Annotated in this window: 16 protein-coding genes; 10 read left to right on the top strand and 6 right to left on the bottom strand. The window is 63.3% G+C overall.

Annotation, left to right across the window (positions count from 1 at the left end):
* The first annotated feature begins 9 nt into the window (after nucleotides 1–9).
* From CFR78_RS09275 to CFR78_RS09235, 8 genes are all read left to right on the top strand, one after another.
* Complete coding sequence (locus tag CFR78_RS09275) at nucleotides 10–1,161, top strand: glycosyltransferase family 4 protein (protein WP_007399993.1); 1,152 nt, start codon at nucleotides 10–12, stop codon at nucleotides 1,159–1,161.
* A complete protein-coding gene (locus CFR78_RS09270; RefSeq protein WP_007399994.1) occupies nucleotides 1,161–2,639 on the top strand; it encodes a flippase in 1,479 nt (492 codons plus the stop codon). The genes CFR78_RS09275 and CFR78_RS09270 overlap by 1 nt, the downstream gene beginning before the upstream one ends.
* An 8-nt stretch (nucleotides 2,640–2,647) precedes the next feature.
* Complete coding sequence (locus CFR78_RS09265) at nucleotides 2,648–4,021, top strand: outer membrane beta-barrel protein (protein ID WP_099963188.1); 1,374 nt, start codon at nucleotides 2,648–2,650, stop codon at nucleotides 4,019–4,021.
* A gap of 96 nt (nucleotides 4,022–4,117) precedes the next feature.
* Nucleotides 4,118–4,672 carry a polysaccharide biosynthesis/export family protein gene (locus CFR78_RS09260; RefSeq protein WP_034932314.1) on the top strand — a complete coding sequence of 185 codons (555 nt, stop codon included), beginning with the start codon at nucleotides 4,118–4,120 and terminating at the stop codon, nucleotides 4,670–4,672.
* Nucleotides 4,673–4,702: 30 nt separating this feature from the next.
* Nucleotides 4,703–5,854, top strand: coding sequence for an acyltransferase family protein (locus CFR78_RS09255; RefSeq protein WP_110581090.1), 1,152 nt, complete (start codon nucleotides 4,703–4,705; stop codon nucleotides 5,852–5,854).
* A 229-nt stretch (nucleotides 5,855–6,083) separates the two neighbouring features.
* Nucleotides 6,084–7,160: a dTDP-glucose 4,6-dehydratase gene (gene rfbB / locus CFR78_RS09245; protein ID WP_110581089.1), complete on the top strand. Its 1,077-nt coding sequence runs from the start codon at nucleotides 6,084–6,086 to the stop codon at nucleotides 7,158–7,160.
* The gene (rfbA, locus tag CFR78_RS09240) at nucleotides 7,157–8,056 is read left to right on the top strand and encodes a glucose-1-phosphate thymidylyltransferase RfbA (protein WP_007400000.1); all 900 of its coding nucleotides are present in this window, start codon (nucleotides 7,157–7,159) and stop codon (nucleotides 8,054–8,056) included. The genes rfbB and rfbA overlap by 4 nt, the downstream gene beginning before the upstream one ends.
* Before the next feature lie 144 nt (nucleotides 8,057–8,200).
* Nucleotides 8,201–8,971 carry a glucose 1-dehydrogenase gene (locus tag CFR78_RS09235; protein WP_034932307.1) on the top strand — a complete coding sequence of 257 codons (771 nt, stop codon included), beginning with the start codon at nucleotides 8,201–8,203 and terminating at the stop codon, nucleotides 8,969–8,971.
* Nucleotides 8,972–9,075: 104 nt separating this feature from the next.
* Here CFR78_RS09235 and CFR78_RS09230 read toward each other — a convergent pair whose 3' ends face one another.
* A complete protein-coding gene (locus CFR78_RS09230) occupies nucleotides 9,076–10,053 on the bottom strand; it encodes a hypothetical protein (RefSeq protein WP_110581095.1) in 978 nt (325 codons plus the stop codon).
* Between the two features lie 328 nt (nucleotides 10,054–10,381).
* On the opposite strand from CFR78_RS09230, the gene CFR78_RS09225 reads away from it, so the two are divergent.
* Nucleotides 10,382–10,927, top strand: coding sequence for a Dps family protein (locus CFR78_RS09225; protein ID WP_110581088.1), 546 nt, complete (start codon nucleotides 10,382–10,384; stop codon nucleotides 10,925–10,927).
* A 117-nt stretch (nucleotides 10,928–11,044) separates the two neighbouring features.
* Here the strand turns inward: CFR78_RS09225 and CFR78_RS09220 are convergent, their stop codons facing one another.
* From CFR78_RS09220 to CFR78_RS09200, 5 genes are all read right to left on the bottom strand, one after another.
* The gene (locus CFR78_RS09220; protein ID WP_007400005.1) at nucleotides 11,045–11,875 is read right to left on the bottom strand and encodes a phosphoenolpyruvate hydrolase family protein; all 831 of its coding nucleotides are present in this window, start codon (nucleotides 11,873–11,875) and stop codon (nucleotides 11,045–11,047) included.
* The gene (locus tag CFR78_RS09215; protein WP_034932420.1) at nucleotides 11,853–13,085 is read right to left on the bottom strand and encodes a Tm-1-like ATP-binding domain-containing protein; all 1,233 of its coding nucleotides are present in this window, start codon (nucleotides 13,083–13,085) and stop codon (nucleotides 11,853–11,855) included. The genes CFR78_RS09220 and CFR78_RS09215 overlap by 23 nt, the downstream gene beginning before the upstream one ends.
* Nucleotides 13,082–14,272, bottom strand: coding sequence for an arabinose transporter (locus CFR78_RS09210; protein ID WP_034932422.1), 1,191 nt, complete (start codon nucleotides 14,270–14,272; stop codon nucleotides 13,082–13,084). Before CFR78_RS09210 ends, CFR78_RS09215 begins: the two co-directional genes overlap by 4 nt.
* Nucleotides 14,247–14,543 (bottom strand): putative quinol monooxygenase, encoded by a 297-nt coding sequence (locus CFR78_RS09205; RefSeq protein WP_007400008.1) that lies wholly within the window; start codon nucleotides 14,541–14,543, stop codon nucleotides 14,247–14,249. Before CFR78_RS09205 ends, CFR78_RS09210 begins: the two co-directional genes overlap by 26 nt.
* A 75-nt stretch (nucleotides 14,544–14,618) precedes the next feature.
* The gene (locus tag CFR78_RS09200; protein ID WP_034932423.1) at nucleotides 14,619–15,980 is read right to left on the bottom strand and encodes an aminotransferase-like domain-containing protein; all 1,362 of its coding nucleotides are present in this window, start codon (nucleotides 15,978–15,980) and stop codon (nucleotides 14,619–14,621) included.
* Nucleotides 15,981–16,135: 155 nt separating this feature from the next.
* On the opposite strand from CFR78_RS09200, the gene CFR78_RS09195 reads away from it, so the two are divergent.
* A complete protein-coding gene (locus CFR78_RS09195) occupies nucleotides 16,136–17,425 on the top strand; it encodes an MFS transporter (RefSeq protein ID WP_225063238.1) in 1,290 nt (429 codons plus the stop codon).
* The last annotated feature ends 6 nt before the right edge of the window (nucleotides 17,426–17,431 follow it).

Raw genomic sequence — 17,431 nt, 5'->3', positions numbered from 1 at the left:
GATGAAACATTGAAAGTCCTGCATATTTGCCGTCAGTTCAGTCCCTCTGTTGGCGGGTTAGAAGATTCACTGCTCAACCTGGCGCGCAGCCAGCGCCAGAAGCTGGGCGTGGATGCGCAGGTGCTGACACTCGACAGTGTTTTCGGCCGTCCCGGAAAGCTGCCGCACCGCGACGTGGTTGATGGCATACCCGTCACCCGCATTCCGTGGCGTGGTTCGACACGCTACCCCTTTGCACCGGATGTATTGCGCCACATCCGCGGGTTTGACCTGCTGCATGTGCATGCAATCGACTTCTTCTTCGATTTTCTTGCCTGGACCTGGCCGCTGCATCGCAGGACCATGATCGCGTCAACCCATGGCGGCTTTTTCCATACCGGTGCACTGCGGCGGGTAAAGGAAGTCTGGTTCCGCACCATCACCCCCGTCTCGGTCCATGCCTATTCGCGCATCGTGGCGTGCAGTTACAGCGATGCCGACATGTTTGCCACGGTTGCGAAAGGACGGCTGCAGACAATCGAGAACGGGATCAACCAGACCCGCTTCCGCGATGCCGCATCGCGCACGCCCAACCGCACCATCCTCGCATTCGGGCGGTTTGCGGTGCACAAGCGGCTGGGGCTTCTGTTTGAACTGGTCGCGCGCCTGCGCCGTGACAATCCGCAATGGAAGCTGATCGTGGCGGGACAGGATTCCAACCTGACCGCCGATGACCTGCGCCAGCAGGCCCGTGCCTGCGGGATCGGGGACAGCATGCGCATCGTGCCCGGCCCGAGCGATGCGGCATTGCGGGACCTGATGGCGGAGGCCAGTTTCTTTGGCTGTCTTTCCGCGCATGAAGGCTTTGGCCTTGCGGCGGTCGAGGCCATGTCGGCCGGGCTTGTACCCATCCTGAGCACCATCACCCCGTTTGTCCGGCTCATGCAGCAGGGGGCGGCGGGGGTGATGATCGACCCGGACAACCTTGCCCCCGGCGCGCGGGATGTGGAAGCCCTGGCCGCCTCCCTGCCCGAAACGGGGGAGGCCCTGCGGGCACGCAACATCGATGTGGCCAGCCGGTATGACTGGAACAGCGTGGCCCAGGAATATGTGCGTGTGTACCAGCAGGTCCTTGGCCATTCCCGGCCCCGGTCCGCCATGCTGACGGCAGGGGCGGAGTAATGGCACAGAGCAAATTTTCCACCAATTTCCTTTTCAACGTTTTCGGTTCCATTTTCCCCATTGTCGTCTCGCTGGGTACGGTGCCCTTCTACCTGCGCCTGATCGGCACGGACCGGTACGGTATCGTGGCGATATCGTGGATCCTGCTGGGGTATCTGGGGTTCCTGGATTTCGGGCTGTCGCGTGCCTCGGCCAATGCGCTGGCGCAGCTGGGGCATGCCACGTCGCGCGAGCGCTCGCCGGTGCTGATGACGGCATTCTACAGCAATCTTGGCCTTGGCGCGCTGGGGGGGCTGATCCTGTACCCCATCGGGGATATGGTGCTGCTGCATTTTGTCCGCATCCCGCCCGACCTTATGGCCGAAACGCGCCATGCCTATCCATGGATGGCGGTCATGCTGCCGCTGGGCATGATCAATGGCGTGGCCACGGGGGCCATGGAATCGCGGGAGCGTTTCCTGCTCTCCAACATGCTCAATTCCAGTACCACCATGGCGGGGCAGATCATTCCGCTGATCTGCATCCATTTCCTGGGGCCACAACTTACGGTTGTCCTGCCCTCCATCGTCCTGTCCCGGCTGGGCATGATCATGCTGTCCTACTGCGTGGTCATGGCGCTGGAATGGCCGATCCGCCCGCTGGACTTTGACGTGACATGGCTCAAGCGCCTGCTGGGCTACGGGTCGTGGGTCAGTATTTCCAGCCTGATCAACCCGCTGCTGGATACCTCCAACCAGCTTATCATCGGTGCGACGCTGGGGGTGACATCGGTGGGGCAGTACACGGTGCCCATGAACCTGGCCATGCGCTCGCAGGTGGTGGCTACCGCACTTGCGCGCACGCTGTTCCCCCGCCTGTCGCGCGCTGACCGGGGGGAGGCGGTTGACCTGACCCGCCGGGCCACGGCCTCGCTCACCTACGGGTTTGGCATGATCTGCGCGCCGGGTGTGCTGTTTTCGGGCGCGTTCCTGCATATGTGGGTGGGCGGCAGCTTTGCCGAGGTCTCCCGCCCGGTTGCCGAGATCCTGATGTTCGGCGCCTGGACCAACGGCATTGCCTTCCTGCCCTACGGGCTGCTGCAGGGGCAGGGGCGGCCCCATATCACGGCCAAGGTGTCCATGGTGGAGATCCTGCCCTTCTTCTGCGTGCTGTGGCTGTTCATAAAATGGTGGGGGCTGCCGGGGGCCGCCGCGGCCTGGACGTTACGGGTCACGATTAATTTAATTGCCCTTTATCTCCTGTCGGATTGCCTTTCCAGGCAGACTTGGCGGCTTGTGCCGGGAATGATAGTCATGACAGGGGCATTGATTGTGAGTCTGCTGGTTCCCATGAACCTTGTGGTTTCCGCCTGTGCGGCCACGGTAGCGGGACTTGCCATGGCTTTTGCTGCATACCGGTTGGACCCGGGTTTGCGTGATGTCGTGCACCGGTTTGTCCAGCGCGCGGGGGGCAATCCCCGTCTTACGATCACAGGTTAGGATGCGGTATGAAGGTCAGGCGGTTGCGGTGCAACGCCACGGTGGGGCGTTGCCTGTCGTGGGGGCCCGTCAGTGTGATGGTTCTGGGGATCGGGCTGCATGCGGGCAAGGCGCATGCACAGCTGATCCAGCAGCTTTTTCCTTCCGATGTGCCGGGTTATGCCACGGACATGACCGGCTCGGTCGTGACGCGGCAGATGATGGGCCAGCAGGGCGACGGGATCGGTCTGGGCAGCTGGCTGCTGCGGCCCACCGCATCGGAAAATGTGGGCTACAACACCAATACGCTGGGTATTCCGGGTTCGGGCAGCCCGGCGGTGCAGACATCGGCGAATGTCAGCGCCAGCTCGCGCTGGCGCAGGCACGCGCTGGGCGCGTCCGTGGGGATGGATGACCATCGCTACCCCACGCAGTCCATCGCCAGCTACACCAACTGGCATGGCAGCATCGGGGGTACGCTCAACCTGGGGCATGACACGCTCAGTGCCGCTTTTTCCCATTATCAGTATCATCTTTCCGCGACCAATCTGGGCGTGTACGGCGTGGTCTATCCCGTGCCCTATCAGGTCAATGACGGGCGGCTGACCTATACCAAGGTGTTCGGGCGCTTCAGCCTGATCCCGGCCTTTGATTATCAGGATTTCTCGTTCGGGACGGCACCGGGGCCGATCTCCATTGATTACGGCACCATCAGCCACAAGGTGGAAACCGGCTCACTGACCTCGCGCTTCGCGTTCTCGCCGGGGAATTCGGCGGTTGTGGTTTTCCGGGGTTCCGCCGCGCAGTATGATGCGGCCCTCCAGGCCTCGACCAACAACTATGCCGACGGGGCAGGCTTTGCCGGGGTGGATTTCCGCAGCGGACAGGTCTGGCAGTACCGGCTGCTGGTGGGGGGCGAGACGCGCAGCTTTGCCAACGGCTACAGCCCGTCCGTCAGCACGCCCACGTTCGAGGTCAACGTATCATGGATGCCGCGCAGGATCGACACGGTCAACCTGACGGCCGGCCGCCACCTGAGCGACCCCGAAACCCCCTTTGCCCGTAACCAGGTGATTACCGACGTGCGCCTGCAATGGGACCATGAACTGCGCCATAACGTGTTCCTGCGCGCCTATGGCGAGTTTGGCGAGAGTGATTCCCAGTCCAGCACGCAGGTGTCCGGCACGACCTCCACCACACTGGCGGGCAGCCGGCTGCAGAAGCAGATCCATTTTGGCGGATCGGTTTTCTGGAACATCGACCGCCATATTCGCGCCTCCCTGACCTATAACTATGTCAATAACGCCACATCGGGCGGAAACGTGAATTATCTGAACATCCCCGGACGCCTTTCGACGTTTACGAGCAATACGGTACTATTGGGCTTTTCCTTCTCCGGTTAGGGAGAGCCCCGGCGGGGCACCGGAACGGGAGAAGTCGCATTCAATGATTTGGGAGTGGCCATGTTTGCAATGATACGGAATACGTGTCGGCCTGGAATGACGCAGGCAATCGCCGCTACAGCCCTGCTGGCACTGGGGTCATGTGCATCGGCACGGGAACAGTCCTTTGCATCGGTTGATGCACGCGCCTACCATCTTGGCCCCGGCGACCAGGTGCGTGTCATTACTTATAACGATCCGCAGTTGAGCAATACCTTTACTGTAAGTGACAACGGCAACATCGACTTCCCGCTGCTGGGCGTGGTGCCCGCGGCAGGGGCCGCGCCACGGGACCTGGCGCGGCGCATCTCCTCCAGCCTGGAAAGCAGGGGCATCCTGTTCCAGCCCAGCGTTTCGGTGGAGGTGGCGCAGTACCGTCCCATCTACATCCTGGGGGAAGTCAACCATCCCGGGCAGTATCCCTACCAGCCGGGCATGACCATGCTGACGGCGGTAGCCCTGGCGGGCGGGTTTACCTACCGCGCCATAACCGGCCATGCGACCGATGTGCGCCACGAGGACCTGAATACCGCGCCGCATGAAGGCCGCATTACACGCGCGACCGAACTGCTGCCCGGCGATGTCGTAACGATTGACGAAAGATTTTTCTAGAACCCGAACCCATATGCATAAGGGGATAACATGCCCAGGGCCCGTTCCATCCCCAGCCTGACCGGTGTGCGCGGTGTTGCGGCGCTGTGGGTTTTCATGACCCATTTCTATGGTCTTGCTGCCGACATGCTGCATCAGCCATGGCTGATGAACTCGCTGTTCCTGTTCAATGGCTTTCGTGGGGTTGACCTGTTTTTCGTGCTGTCGGGCTTTATCCTCATGCATGTGCATGAGGGGCAGTTCGTACAGTTGCGCTGGCCTGTCATCCGTGATTTTTTCATTGTCCGTTTCTTTCGCGTCTATCCGCTCAATACTTTTGTCCTGCTTGCGCTGGTGCCGCTTGTATTGTTTGCACCCGGTTATGTTGCCATGCAGCGCCATTATACCGATCCCGCCTTTGCCTACCGCGCGCATAACCTTTCGGTTCCCGGTTTCATCCAGACCCTGCTGCTTGTGCAGAGCTGGACGGTACTGAAATTGGGGGAGTGGAACATCGTATCATGGACGCTGAGCGCGGAAGTGCTGGGCTATATCCTGTTCCCGCTACTGGCCATGATGGCCATGCGCGTGGCCAGCATGCGCAGCGCGCTGGCATTGTGCGTGGCAAGCCTGGTCACGCTGGTTGCCATCCTGTTTGCCTGCCATCATGCCAATAACAATCCGACCGGCACGTTTGGCGCCATCCGCATGTTCTTCTGCTTTGCCGCCGGGATCATGCTGTACCGCGCCTATCATCTCGCCCCCGAAGGTACCGCCCGGTACGGGGCGGCCATTACGGTCGGGGCGGTGGCGTTTATTGCCGCTACACTGTTCTTTCCGGTGCTGCCGGTCTGTGATGTATTTGGTTTTGCGGCCCTTGTCTTTGGTCTGGCCTATCAGCGCGGGGCGATCAATGCGTTCCTGTGCTCGGGGCTGGTCATGTGGCTGGGCCGCATATCGTTTTCGTTCTACCTGACGCATTACCTGATCATCGGCATCCTGTCCTGGGCCATGGGGAACTGGCTGCGCGGCCTGGGGACTGTCGGGGGTATGATGGCAACGATTGCCATATTCGCCGTATGCCTGCTGGTGGGGGTGTCGTGTTACCATCTGGTTGAACGGCCATCGCAGCGCCTGGGGCGGCGGGTCATGCAGCGGGTTGAGGCACATGATGCCCTGACCGGGGCGCAGCGGACTGCATGAATGCCCGTTCAGACGATCATGCCATGGCACGCTTTTCCCTTTTTGACAGACAGGGGCATGGTGCCCACATTTCTGACACACACCGCACATTACAGTGTCACGATTCATATCAACGCGCGGGTGGGCCTGCCCTTTTCCCGCGCGGGCCTGACGGATGGGCCGGCCCGGCTTTTCCGGTCCGGCAGGGCAGGATAATGTGCGGCGTCCCAAGGGAGGAAGGAAGCAAGGAATGCGTATACTCATAACGGGAGGCTGCGGATTTATCGGCTCCGCAGTCGTGCGGCATCTGATCGGCCAGACCGCGCATGACGTCCTCAATGTGGATGCCCTGACCTATGCCGCCAGCACGCAGGCCACGCAGGCGGCTGCCGAGAGCGGGCGCTACCGGCTGGAAGTCGCCAATATCATCGATGCGGCGGCCATGGATCGGGTCTTTGCCGAATTCCAGCCCGATGCCGTGATGCATCTGGCGGCTGAAAGTCATGTTGACCGTTCCATTGATGGTCCCGGCACCTTTGTCAGTACGAATATTGTTGGCACCTATACATTGCTTGAAGCCGCGCGGCGCTGGTGGTCGGGGCTGGATGCGGCGCGGCGCGGGGCCTTCCGCTTCCATCACATTTCCACCGATGAAGTCTTTGGCGCGCTACGGCCCGGTGATCCGCCCTTTACCGAACAGACCGCCTATGACCCGCGCAGCCCCTATTCGGCCAGCAAGGCATCATCGGATCATCTGGTGCGGGCCTGGTACCATACCTATGGGCTGCCCACGTTTGTTACCAATACCACGAATAATTATGGCCCCTGGCACTTCCCCGAAAAGCTGATCCCCCTTGTCACCATCAATGCGATCGAAGGGCAGGAACTGCCGGTCTATGGCGCGGGGCAGAACGTGCGGGACTGGCTGTTCGTGGAAGATCATGCCGAGGCACTGGTGCGCGCGGTGGAACATGGCCAGCCGGGCGAGACCTACGCCATAGGGGCCCGCCAGCCACGCACCAACATGCAGGTGGTCGAAGCGATCTGCGCCATTCTGGATGAACTGCGCCCGGACCCGTCCGGCCCGCATGCGCGTCTGATCCGGCATGTGGCCGACCGGCCGGGGCATGACTTCCGCTACGAGATCGATCCCTCCCATGCCGAACGCGCGCTGGGCTGGCGCGCGCGGCATGATTTTGAACACGGCATCCGCCGTACGGTACAGTGGTATCTTAATAACCGGGAATGGTGGGAAGCCATCCGGGCCGCCCGCTATGCGGGCCAGCGCCTGGGGCAGGCAGGAAAGACAATGGGAACAGCAGCATGAACGAACAGATACAGCAGAAGCCGACCAAGGGTATCCTGCTGGCGGGCGGGTCGGGCACCCGCCTGCACCCGATGACGCTCGCGGTCAGCAAGCAGCTGCTGCCGGTTTATGACAAGCCGATGATCTTCTACCCGCTTTCCACCCTCATGCTGGCGGGCATACGCGATATCATGATCATTTCCACCCCGGCCGACCTGCCGCAGTTCCAGCGGTTGCTGGGGGACGGGTCGGATATGGGTGTTACCTTCACCTATCGTGAACAGCCGTCACCCGATGGCATTGCCCAGGCCTTTGTCATAGCCGATGACTGGCTGGATGACGCGCCCTGCGGGCTGGTGCTGGGTGACAACCTGATCTTTGCCGACCATCTGGGCAAGCAGATGCGTGCTGCCGCCACGCGGCCGGTGGGGGCCACGGTCTTTGCGTATCAGGTGCGTGATCCCGAACGGTATGGCGTGGTCAGTTTTGGCGAGGATGGCCATGCGCACGATATTGTTGAAAAACCTACCGACCCGGAATCCAACTGGGCCGTGACCGGTCTGTATTTCTATGATGGCAACGTGCGTGAATACGCGCGCGGTCTCAGGCCATCCGCCCGGGGCGAGCTGGAGATTACCGACCTCAACCGGATTTACCTGCAGAAGGGGGCGCTGCATGTGCAGCGTCTGGGGCGCGGCTGTGCATGGCTTGATGCCGGCATGCCCGACAGCCTGATGGAAGCCGGTCAGTTCGTGCATACCATCCAGTCCCGGCAGGGGCTGCTGGTGGGGTCCCCGCATGAAGTGGCGTTCCGCATGGGCTTTATCGATGCCACCCAGCTGGAGGCGTATGCCCGGCGCATGATCAAGACCGAACTCGGGCGTATCCTTATGGAAATCGCCACGGGGGAATTCTGAACATCCGTCCCGTTCCGGCCACCCGGATACAGGGGCATGCATATCATAAAGTGGTGTTGTCGGGGCTGGATCAGTGTGTCCTTCGCATAAAGGGGGCAGGCTCCGCCCATTGTTTTGACAGGACCTGAAACCGGGGAGAGAATCATGGGACGGGTATCGGCAAAGGTGGCGCTGGTTACGGGGGCTGCGCTGGGCATTGGCAAGGCAACGGCCCTGCTGCTGGCGCGTGAAGGGGCCAGGGTGGTCGTGGCCGACATGAAGGCGCAGGAAGGTCACGCCGTGGTGGCCGAGATCGAGGCAGCGGGCGGAGAAGCCCTGTTCGTGCCCCTCAACGTGACGGTGGAGGAGGACTGGAGCAAGGCCATGGCCGCGATCAAGGCCCGCTTCGGCCGGCTGGACATTGCGGTCAACAATGCCGGTATTGCCTATACCGGCACGGTCGAGAGCACTTCCCTTGCGGACTGGCGGCGGGTTCAGGCGGTCAACCTTGATGGCGTATTCCTGGGCACCCGTTACGCGGTGGAGGCCATGAAGCCGCAGGGTAGCGGGTCGATCATCAATCTTTCGTCCATCGAGGGGCTGGTGGGCGATCCCACGCTGGCCGCCTATAACGCCAGCAAGGGGGGCGTACGGCTGTTCACCAAGTCCGCTGCCCTGCACTGCGCGCGCTCTGGCTACAAGATCCGGGTCAATTCCGTCCACCCCGGCTATATCTGGACCCCCATGGTGCAGGGGCTTACGTCCGGGACACCGGACCAGGAAGCCGCCCGCCAGAAGCTGATCGACCTGCATCCGCTTGGCCATCTGGGGGAGGCGGATGACATTGCCTACGGAATCCTGTTCCTTGCATCCGATGAATCCAAATTCATGACCGGAAGCGAACTGGTTATTGATGGTGGCTATACCGCACAATAAAGGCGGTTGTTCTGCACTGTATTCCTGAAGATAAGAAGTAAAATTTTTTTGGGCGTCGTCTTCTTTCAAAAAGGCGACGCCCAAAAACTTTCCGATGCCGGCACTCAGGGGCAGCGGCGCGGGATGTAAGACACCACGCGGTCCAGCAGGATATCCAGTTCCGGCCGGGTCACGGGGTCCATGCAGGTGGCGACATAGGCCCGGGCGCGCTGCTTGATCATGTTGGCCGAGCGCAGGTTGATGGCCAGCATGTCGCTTTCCTCTATCATGTCCGCCACGGTCATGTGGCGGTGGTAGGCCGCGCGCGTGATTTCAAAGGCGAGCCGGTCCACGACCGTCTTCATCTCGGCCTTGCCGAAAGCGGACTGGCAGTTCTGCAACTGGGTATGGGCCTGTGCGTAAAGCCGGATAAGGGGAAGCTGGCCACTGCGGTGGAAATGCTGCTGGTGCCACGCCCGTGCCCACAGATGCTCGCGGTTGGCGGTCTCGTATTCATGCAGGCCGGTACTGTCATCGCGGATCAGGGCATGCACGGCCTGTGCCGCCAGCCATGCGGATGCGAAATCCGGGTAGGCCTGCCCGTTCCATAACGGCTCAACCCCGTGGGAGCCGGTGGCAAAGCGGAAATTCCGCTGCCCGTCCACGCCATACAGAATGGACAGGGCGGGCGTTGTCGCCCCGTCACGCCCCAATACAAGGATATGCCCGCCATCGCCCGCATGCATGTGGCGCTGCATGGTAAACAGGTCGAACAGGGCTTCATCTTCCACCACCCGTTCGGCATGGGCCTTCACATAGGTCAGGAAAAGCGGGTTGCGTACCCCGGTCACGCCACGGGGACAGAAGTCAAACCGCCACCAGCGTGACATCTTGACCAGGTGGAACGCCAGTGCATTGCGCAGCCGGGTCAGTTCCGGCGGGTGCGTACCCGCGCTGCACAGGGCCTGTACATCACGGAAGCGCCCGGCCAGCATGTTGATCTGCCGGGCAAAGGGACGGCAGGGATCAAGATAGCGGAGGAACCGGGCGGGGCCGGAGTGTTCAAGGTGCCAGTCGGCCGTGCATCCTGTGGTTTCACTCATGATGGACATGATCCCTGCATGAAAGGAAGAAGTGCGGCATCACCCTGCGTGTGGTGATGCCGCATGAGTTTTCACGGCCGGGTGCTGGGAAATCGACGGTTGGGAAAACTGTCTGAGAAAGCCGTGAGTGTTTTTTTGATATTGCAAACGAATATCAATTGCAACTGAAAAATGGTCTTTCCGCCCTTTCTCCACCGCAGGGCCGCCATGCATGCAACTTGCCGCCAGATGGGCGTTATGGGTGCGCATGCAGGCCGCCGCACGGACAGAAAAAACATCGTGACGTCGGCACGCCTGTTTCCCCGATGGAACACAAGCAGTGGAGACAATGATGACAACCAAGGCGGCGGCAGAAGCGGGCAAGGCCCATGTCCGGACCTATCTGGGTACGCCCACGGACCTGAAGCACGAAGCGGTGCGGGAAATAGCCGGCGGGCTGAAATCGGTCCTGGCGGATGTGTTCGCGCTTTACATCAAGACCAAGAATTTCCACTGGCACATGAGTGGCCGGCATTTCCGTGATTACCACCTGCTGCTGGATGAGCAGGGCGAGCAGATCTTCGCCATGACCGACCCGCTGGCTGAACGCGCGCGCAAGATCGGGGGCAATACGCTCCATTCGGTGGGTGAAATCAGCCGCCTGACCAGGGTGGCCGATAATGATGCGGAATACGTCACGCCCGAGGACATGCTGGCCGAACTGCGTGAGGACAACCTGGCCCTGACCGCCCGCCTGCGCGCGGTGCATGCGGTGTGCGACGAAGGCAACGATGTCGCCACCGCCAGCCTGCTGGAAACCTGGATTGACGAGACCGAACGCCGGACATGGTTCCTGTTTGAGGCTACCCGCCCGGCCTTTGGGCACAATAGTTAAAGAATTAAATAGGAAATAAAGGTTTTTGGTGAAGCTTTTTCAAAAAGCTTCAGAGGACGCCGCCTTTTTGAAAAAAGGCGGTTCCCGGAAACGTTCTCTGTCCGACAGGCTTGATGTTCAGCGTGTCATGGCCTTGAAGTTGCGCGTCTGTTCGGTCAGCGCAACCTCGACCGGCAGGCGTTCCATGCTGGACGCCCCATAGAACCCGTGGCAGTCCGGGCAGGCCGAGAGCACTTTCTGCGCATCCGCCGGCATGGCGATCGGGCCGCCATGGCACAGCACGATGATGTCGGAGCGCACGCCACGCGCGGCTTCGGTAATCTGGTTGATGCGGGCAATCGAATCCTCCAGCGTGAACGCGGTTTCCGCACCGATGGCGCCGCCGGTGGTCAGGCCCATATGCGCCACCAGCACATCGGCACCCGCCTTGGCCATGTCCACCGCCTCGGCTTCGTTGAACACGTAGGGCGTGGTCAGCAGGTCCTTGCGGCATGCGCGGGCCACCACATCCACTTCCATGCTGTAGCTCATGCCGGTTTCTTCCAGGTTCTTGCGGAAGGTGCCGTCAATCAGCCCTACGGTCGGGAAGTTCTGGATGCCCGAAAAGCCCACGCGCTTCACGTCGTCCAGAAACACGTCAAAATCCACGAACGGGTCCGTACCGTTTACACCGGCCATGACCGGAATATGCGGCACCACGGGCAGGACTTCGCGCGCCATGTCCATGACAATCTGGTTGGCGTTGCCATAGGCCAGAAGGCCCGCCAGCGAACCACGCCCGGCCATGCGGTAGCGACCGGAATTATAGATCACGATCAGGTCGATGCCGCCCGCCGCCTCGCATTTGGCGGACAGGCCGGTGCCCGCGCCACCGCCCACGATGGGTTTGCGTTCAGCGATCAGGGTGCGGAACCTGGCAAGGATCTCACTGCGTGGGATGCGGGGCATTGTCTGTATTCTCCGTGAATAGGCGTGAAAATTCATGCGCCAGCGCGGCGGCGAAAGCCGGGTCGTTGATCGCATGGGGCAGGCGGATCAGGCGGCGTCGGGGGGTCTGTTCCAGTGTTTCGGCCAGGGCCGCGTAAAAGGCTTCATCCGCCGCCGGGTCATGAAAAGGCGCGCCCGGCTGGTCAAGCAGGGAGAACCCGCCCTCGGGGTAGAGAAAACGGACCTCGCCTTCGCACCGGTTCAGTTGATGGCCGATCATGTGGCCCATGGCCCGGCATTCCGCTGGGTTGGTGCGCATGAGGGTGATCTGGGGGTTGTGTTCGACAAGAACGCGGTTCCGGTACTGCGCGGGCACCGTGGCGCGCGCGCCGAAATTGACCATGTCCAGCCCGCCGCAACTGCCCACATAGGGAAGGCGGGTGCGGATCACGGCACCAAGCCGGTCACTGTCACACGGGAATATGCCGCCTGCCACCCGGTCACAGAACTCGGTCAGGGTGGTATCGACAAAGCCGCGTATCATGCCCGCGTCCGCCAGCCGTTCCATGGCCTGGCCTCCCGTGCCCGTGGCATGGAATACCAGGCAGTCAAAGCGGGCGGACAGGTGCCGGAGCACATGGTTCACGCATGGCGTGGTGACCCCGAACATGGTCAGCCCGATGGCCGGGCGCGGGTCGGCCACAGGCTGGCAGGGTGTGCGCACCATGCCCGCCATGGCATGGGCGGCATTGCACAGGATGATGCGGGAGAGGCGGTTCAGCCCCTCCATGTCCGTTACGGAATACAGCATGGCAATATCCGCCCCACCCACATAAGGCGCGGTATTGCCCGAGGCCACGGTGGAGACGACCAGCTTGGGTAGCCCCAGCGGCAACGCCTGCAGCGCCGGGGCCACCAGCGCCGTGCCGCCTGAACCACCAATGGCGATCACGCCCAGCCTATCCTCCCGCGTGGTCAGGTAGCAGCGCAGTGCTTCCGCCATGGCGGCGATGGAACGGCCCCTGTCATCACCAAATACGTGGCCTGCCCCCTGCGGGTGGAAACCGGCCACCGTGCGGGCGCTGATATCGGCATGGCCCGCGTGGCCGCGGGTGCTGACATCCACGATCCGTGCGTCCACCCCGCTGTCATGCAGGATCTGGCGGATATAGGTCAGTTCGGGCAGCTTGGTGTCGCAGGTGCCCAGAACGTACACGCAGCCTGCCGTCACCGCGTACCCTCCGCCACGGGGGCGTTCAGCAGCGCCAGGACGATGGTGACGGCCCCGGTGGCGCACAGGCCGCCCAGCAGGAATACGATGTCATACCCGAAGCGGTCCGCCAGCAGCCCCGCCAGCGGGCCGGTCGCGCCATAGGCCAGATCCTGAAAGGCGGCGAAACCGCCCAGTGCCGTGCCGCGCATGTGCGGCGGCACCAGGCGCACCACCTCCACCCCAAGCGAGGGATAGACCATGGAACACCCCGCCCCGGTCAGGACCGCACCCGTAAAGGCCAGCAGCGGGGAAGGCGCGCACCAGAGCAGGTATTGCCCTGCCGCCTCGATCATGAGCGAGAACAGCGCCACCTTCAGCCCGCCAATGCGGTCGGGCAGGTGCCCGCAGGCAACCCGTCCGGCCACGAACGCCACCCCGAAGCAGGTCAGTCCCAGCCCGGCATGGGACCAGTGCGCATGGATGAAACGCAGCGGCAGGAACGCGCCCAGTGCCGCAAATCCTACCCCCTGCAGGGCAACCGCCATGCCCTGCCAGCGAATGGTGCCCAGTATGCGCCAGAACGGTGGCCTTGCCCCGGCATGTGGTGTGGTGGCGGGCACGCCATGCACCAGGGCAAGCCCTGCCAGCGGCAGCAGGGCCGATACCGCCATAAGGGTTGCGATGCCACCGTGTTCATACAGCGCCAGCCCGATCGGGCCACCGGCGGCAAAGGCGCCGTACATGGCCGCCCCCGTCCAGGCCAGCACGCGGCCCGCGCGTTCGTGCCCCATAAGCCCGATGCCCCAGCCCAGCATGCCCACAATGGTCAGGCTTTCACCGACACCCAGCAGCAGGCGGCCCGTGATCAGTATGGCGTAACGGATGGTAAAGGGCAGTGCGGACAATCCGGCCAGTACACAGATCATGCTGGCCGTGACATACAGCGCAAGACCCGCGCGCATGCACGGCCGCCCGCCCTTCATGTCGGCATAGGCGCCGGCATGGTTGCGGCTGAGGATGGTGGAGAAGAACGCAATCCCCACCGCCAGCCCCGCCAGCCCGTTGCCATAGCCCGGCCAGTGCAGGATCGAGACCGGCAGGGCCGCCAGCGGCAGCGCCACCGCCATGTAGGACAGGAACAGGGCAGCGGCCAGACGGACCAGCAGCCGCGGCGCCGGGTCAGATTTCACGGGTGATGCGGACATGCAGCGGTTCGGCCAGCGCGGTTTTGAACACATCCGCCATGGCGCGGAAATGCGGTGTGGTTTCATGCACCGCCAGGGCTTCGGGGCTGGCCCAGCGTTCGACGAATACGAACACGTCCCCATCCCTGATGTCACGGTGGCACTGATAGGAAAGATTGGTTGCCTCCTGCCGTGATGCCGCAACACAGTGGCGGATGGCGTCCAGCGCCGCCCGTTCGTGTCCGGGGCGCACGCGCAGGGTGGCGATGACCGTAATGGGCTGATCCGTCATGGGTGTATCTACCGGATGCTGTGACTATGGAACGATGATAGGCGGGTGTGACACTTTTCTTCCATCGGTAAAGTGTCACGTGACACTTTTGCCCTGCTCACCGCATAACGCACGCAGGCGGCACAGGGCTTCCGTCAGGTCCGGCAGGGGGGCCGGGCCAAGGCACAGGCGGATGCCCGCATGGCCGCTTGGGTGCTGGCTGGTCATGAAGGGGGCCAGCGGTGTCACTTTCACGTTATGGCGTGCGGCTTCCGCCTCAAGGCGCAGGGCCTGTTCCTGCGGCATGGGCATCCAGGCATGAAAGGCATCATGGCGCGGCGGGGTGACATAGGGGCCAAGCCTGTGCAGGACCAGTTCCCTGCGCCGCCGGGCTTCCGTGCGCAGGGCGCGGCGCACGGAGACGGCCGTGCCATCGAGCATCCACTGCGCCATCAGGGCATAGGATAGCGGTGCGATCATGAGCGATGAGTTGAGCAGCGCCTCACACGCCGCCGCCATGAACGGGGCCGGGGGGGCAAGCGTGCCAATCCGCAGGCCGGGGCTGAGTGTCTTGGACAGGCTGCTGACATGAAAGGTCCGTTCCGGTGCCAGCGTAACCAGTGCGGGCAGCGTGTCATCGGCCACGCAGTGATAGACATCGTCCTCAATGATCAGGGCATCATGCGCGCGGCACAGGCGCACCACGTCCTGCCTGCGGGCAAGGTCCATGGTGGCGGTGGTGGGGTTGTGCATGGTGGGCGTGACATACAGCACGCACTGCCCGTGGCCGTTGCGGCGCAATGCGTGTTCAAGCGCCGTGGGCAGCACGCCACATGCATCCATTGCCAGCCCCTGCGGGGGCAGCCCCGCCTGGCGGAGCAGGGAAAGCATGCCGGGATAGGTCAGGTCCTCGGTCAGGACCGTGCGGGCCACCTGCCGGCTTGCCGCCAGCGCCACGCCAAGCGCCTGCTGTGCCCCGCTGGCCAGCAGCAGCCCGTCGGGGGCGATATCCACCCCCAGTTCCGCCAGCCAGTGGCTCATGATGCGGCGGTGTTCGATATGCCCGGCAACGGGGGGATAGACGTTGAACAGCGCCGGGTCCACCGTGCGGGCCAGCCGTGAAAGCGTGCGTGCCAGCGCGCGGTCACCGAACATGGGGGGCGGCATGTTGGCGGACAGGTCGATCACGCAGCCATTGCCGCCGGGATGCGACGCCACGAAGGTGCCCCGCCCGCGCACGCTGCGCACCAGCCCCCGGCGTTCCAGCATGCCATAGGCGCGGGTGACGCTGCCGATCCCGATGCCCAGCCGCCACGCAAGGTCCCGATGGGCGGGCAGGCGGTCGCCCGCGTTCAGTCTGGCCCCCAGTATGTCACCCGCCAGTGCATCGGCCAGACGTTCGGCGGCTGGCGTGTCACCGGCGGGCAGATGGGGGGTCCATGGGGAGCGCAGGCGCATCGCGGGCCAGCCTGTCCTGTTGATGGGGCGCCCAAGCCATAGCAGCCCGGCCCCCGTTACGGAACCGGCGGGTGGGACAGGTTTCGGGGCCGCATGTTACGATATCGTCATAACCGGCGTCGTGCGGGGGCGCGTGGGAACGACAGGAGGCTGCTGTGGGCGGGGATCAGGCATCGGTGGGGCAGGGAACATATGGCAGGCGGCCGCTTATGGTCATGGGCGGGCTGTTTTTCGTGATCGGGTTCGTGACATGGCTCAACGGCCCGCTGATCACGTTCGTACAGGTCGCCTTCGGGCTGGGGCCGGTGGGCGCGTTTCTGGTGCCGCTGTGTTTCTATCTGTCCTATCTGGTCTGTGCCTTTCCCGCCATGGCGGTGGCGCGGTGGACGGGCCTGCGTGGCGGGATCAGCCTGGCGCTGGCCATCATGGCGGGCGGGACGCTGCTGTTTGGCGAATGTGTGGGGCGGTTGTGGTATCCGGGCGCGCTGGGTGGCCTGTCCGTACTGGGGGCGGGGCTGACGCTGCTGCAGGTTACGGTCAACCCGTATGTCACGTTGCTGGGCGCGCCGGGCCGGGCGGCGGGGCGTATTGCAATCATGGGGATTGCCAATAAGGTATCTGGTATTATCGCACCTGTTGTATTTTCACTCCTTGTCATGCCAGATATCGGCGGCGTGGTGGCCCGACTGGCTGCGGCGGTGGACGGCGGGCAGCGCGCGGGGGTGCTGGCGGCGTTCGCCCGGGCCGTGGTGGTGCCCTATCGTGGTCTGGCGCTGGTGCTGCTGCTGGCCGCCGTGGGGCTGCGTCATGCGGGGCTGCCCGCCCTGTGCCTGCCCGCGCCACGTATGCCGGCGGCCATGCGCCGCATGCCCGTGCGGGCATGGGTGGGGGTGGGTATCGTGTTTGTCTATGTGGGTGTGGAAGTCATGGCGGGGGATGGCATTGGCCTGTATGGGCGCGGAATGGGGCTTTCGCTGGGAAGCGTGCGGTTCCTGACATCCCTTACCCTTGGGGCCATGCTGGCGGGTTACGGGGTGGGCACGCTGGTCGTGCCGGCGCGGTGCGGTGCGGTGCGTTATCTGGCAGGGAGCGCGGCGCTGGGCATCGTGCTGTGCCTTGTGGCGGCCTGCCTGCAGGGCGCGGGGTCGGTTGCGTGTATCGCCCTGCTCGGGCTGGCCAATGCCATGATGATGCCCATCGTGTTCCCGCTGGTGCTGCACGCGGCGGGGGACAGGCAGGACCGGGCAGCGGCCCTGCTGGTCATGGCCTTTTCCGGCGGGGCGGTCATGCCGCAGGTCTTTGCGCTGCTGATCGGTCCCGTGGGGATGAAGGTGGCGTTTATCGGGCTTATGACCGGCTCCTACCTGCTGATCGGGCTGTATGCGCTCGTTCTGTCCGCGTGGGCGGCGCATCCGGTGACGAAAGGGTTGGGAAGCGGGGCGTAATGGGGC

This window comes from Komagataeibacter rhaeticus, from assembly GCF_003207855.1.
Lineage (GTDB): Bacteria > Pseudomonadota > Alphaproteobacteria > Acetobacterales > Acetobacteraceae > Komagataeibacter > Komagataeibacter rhaeticus.
The sequence above is the reverse complement of the archived record's forward strand: the minus strand, read 5'-3'. Positions and strand labels throughout refer to the sequence as shown.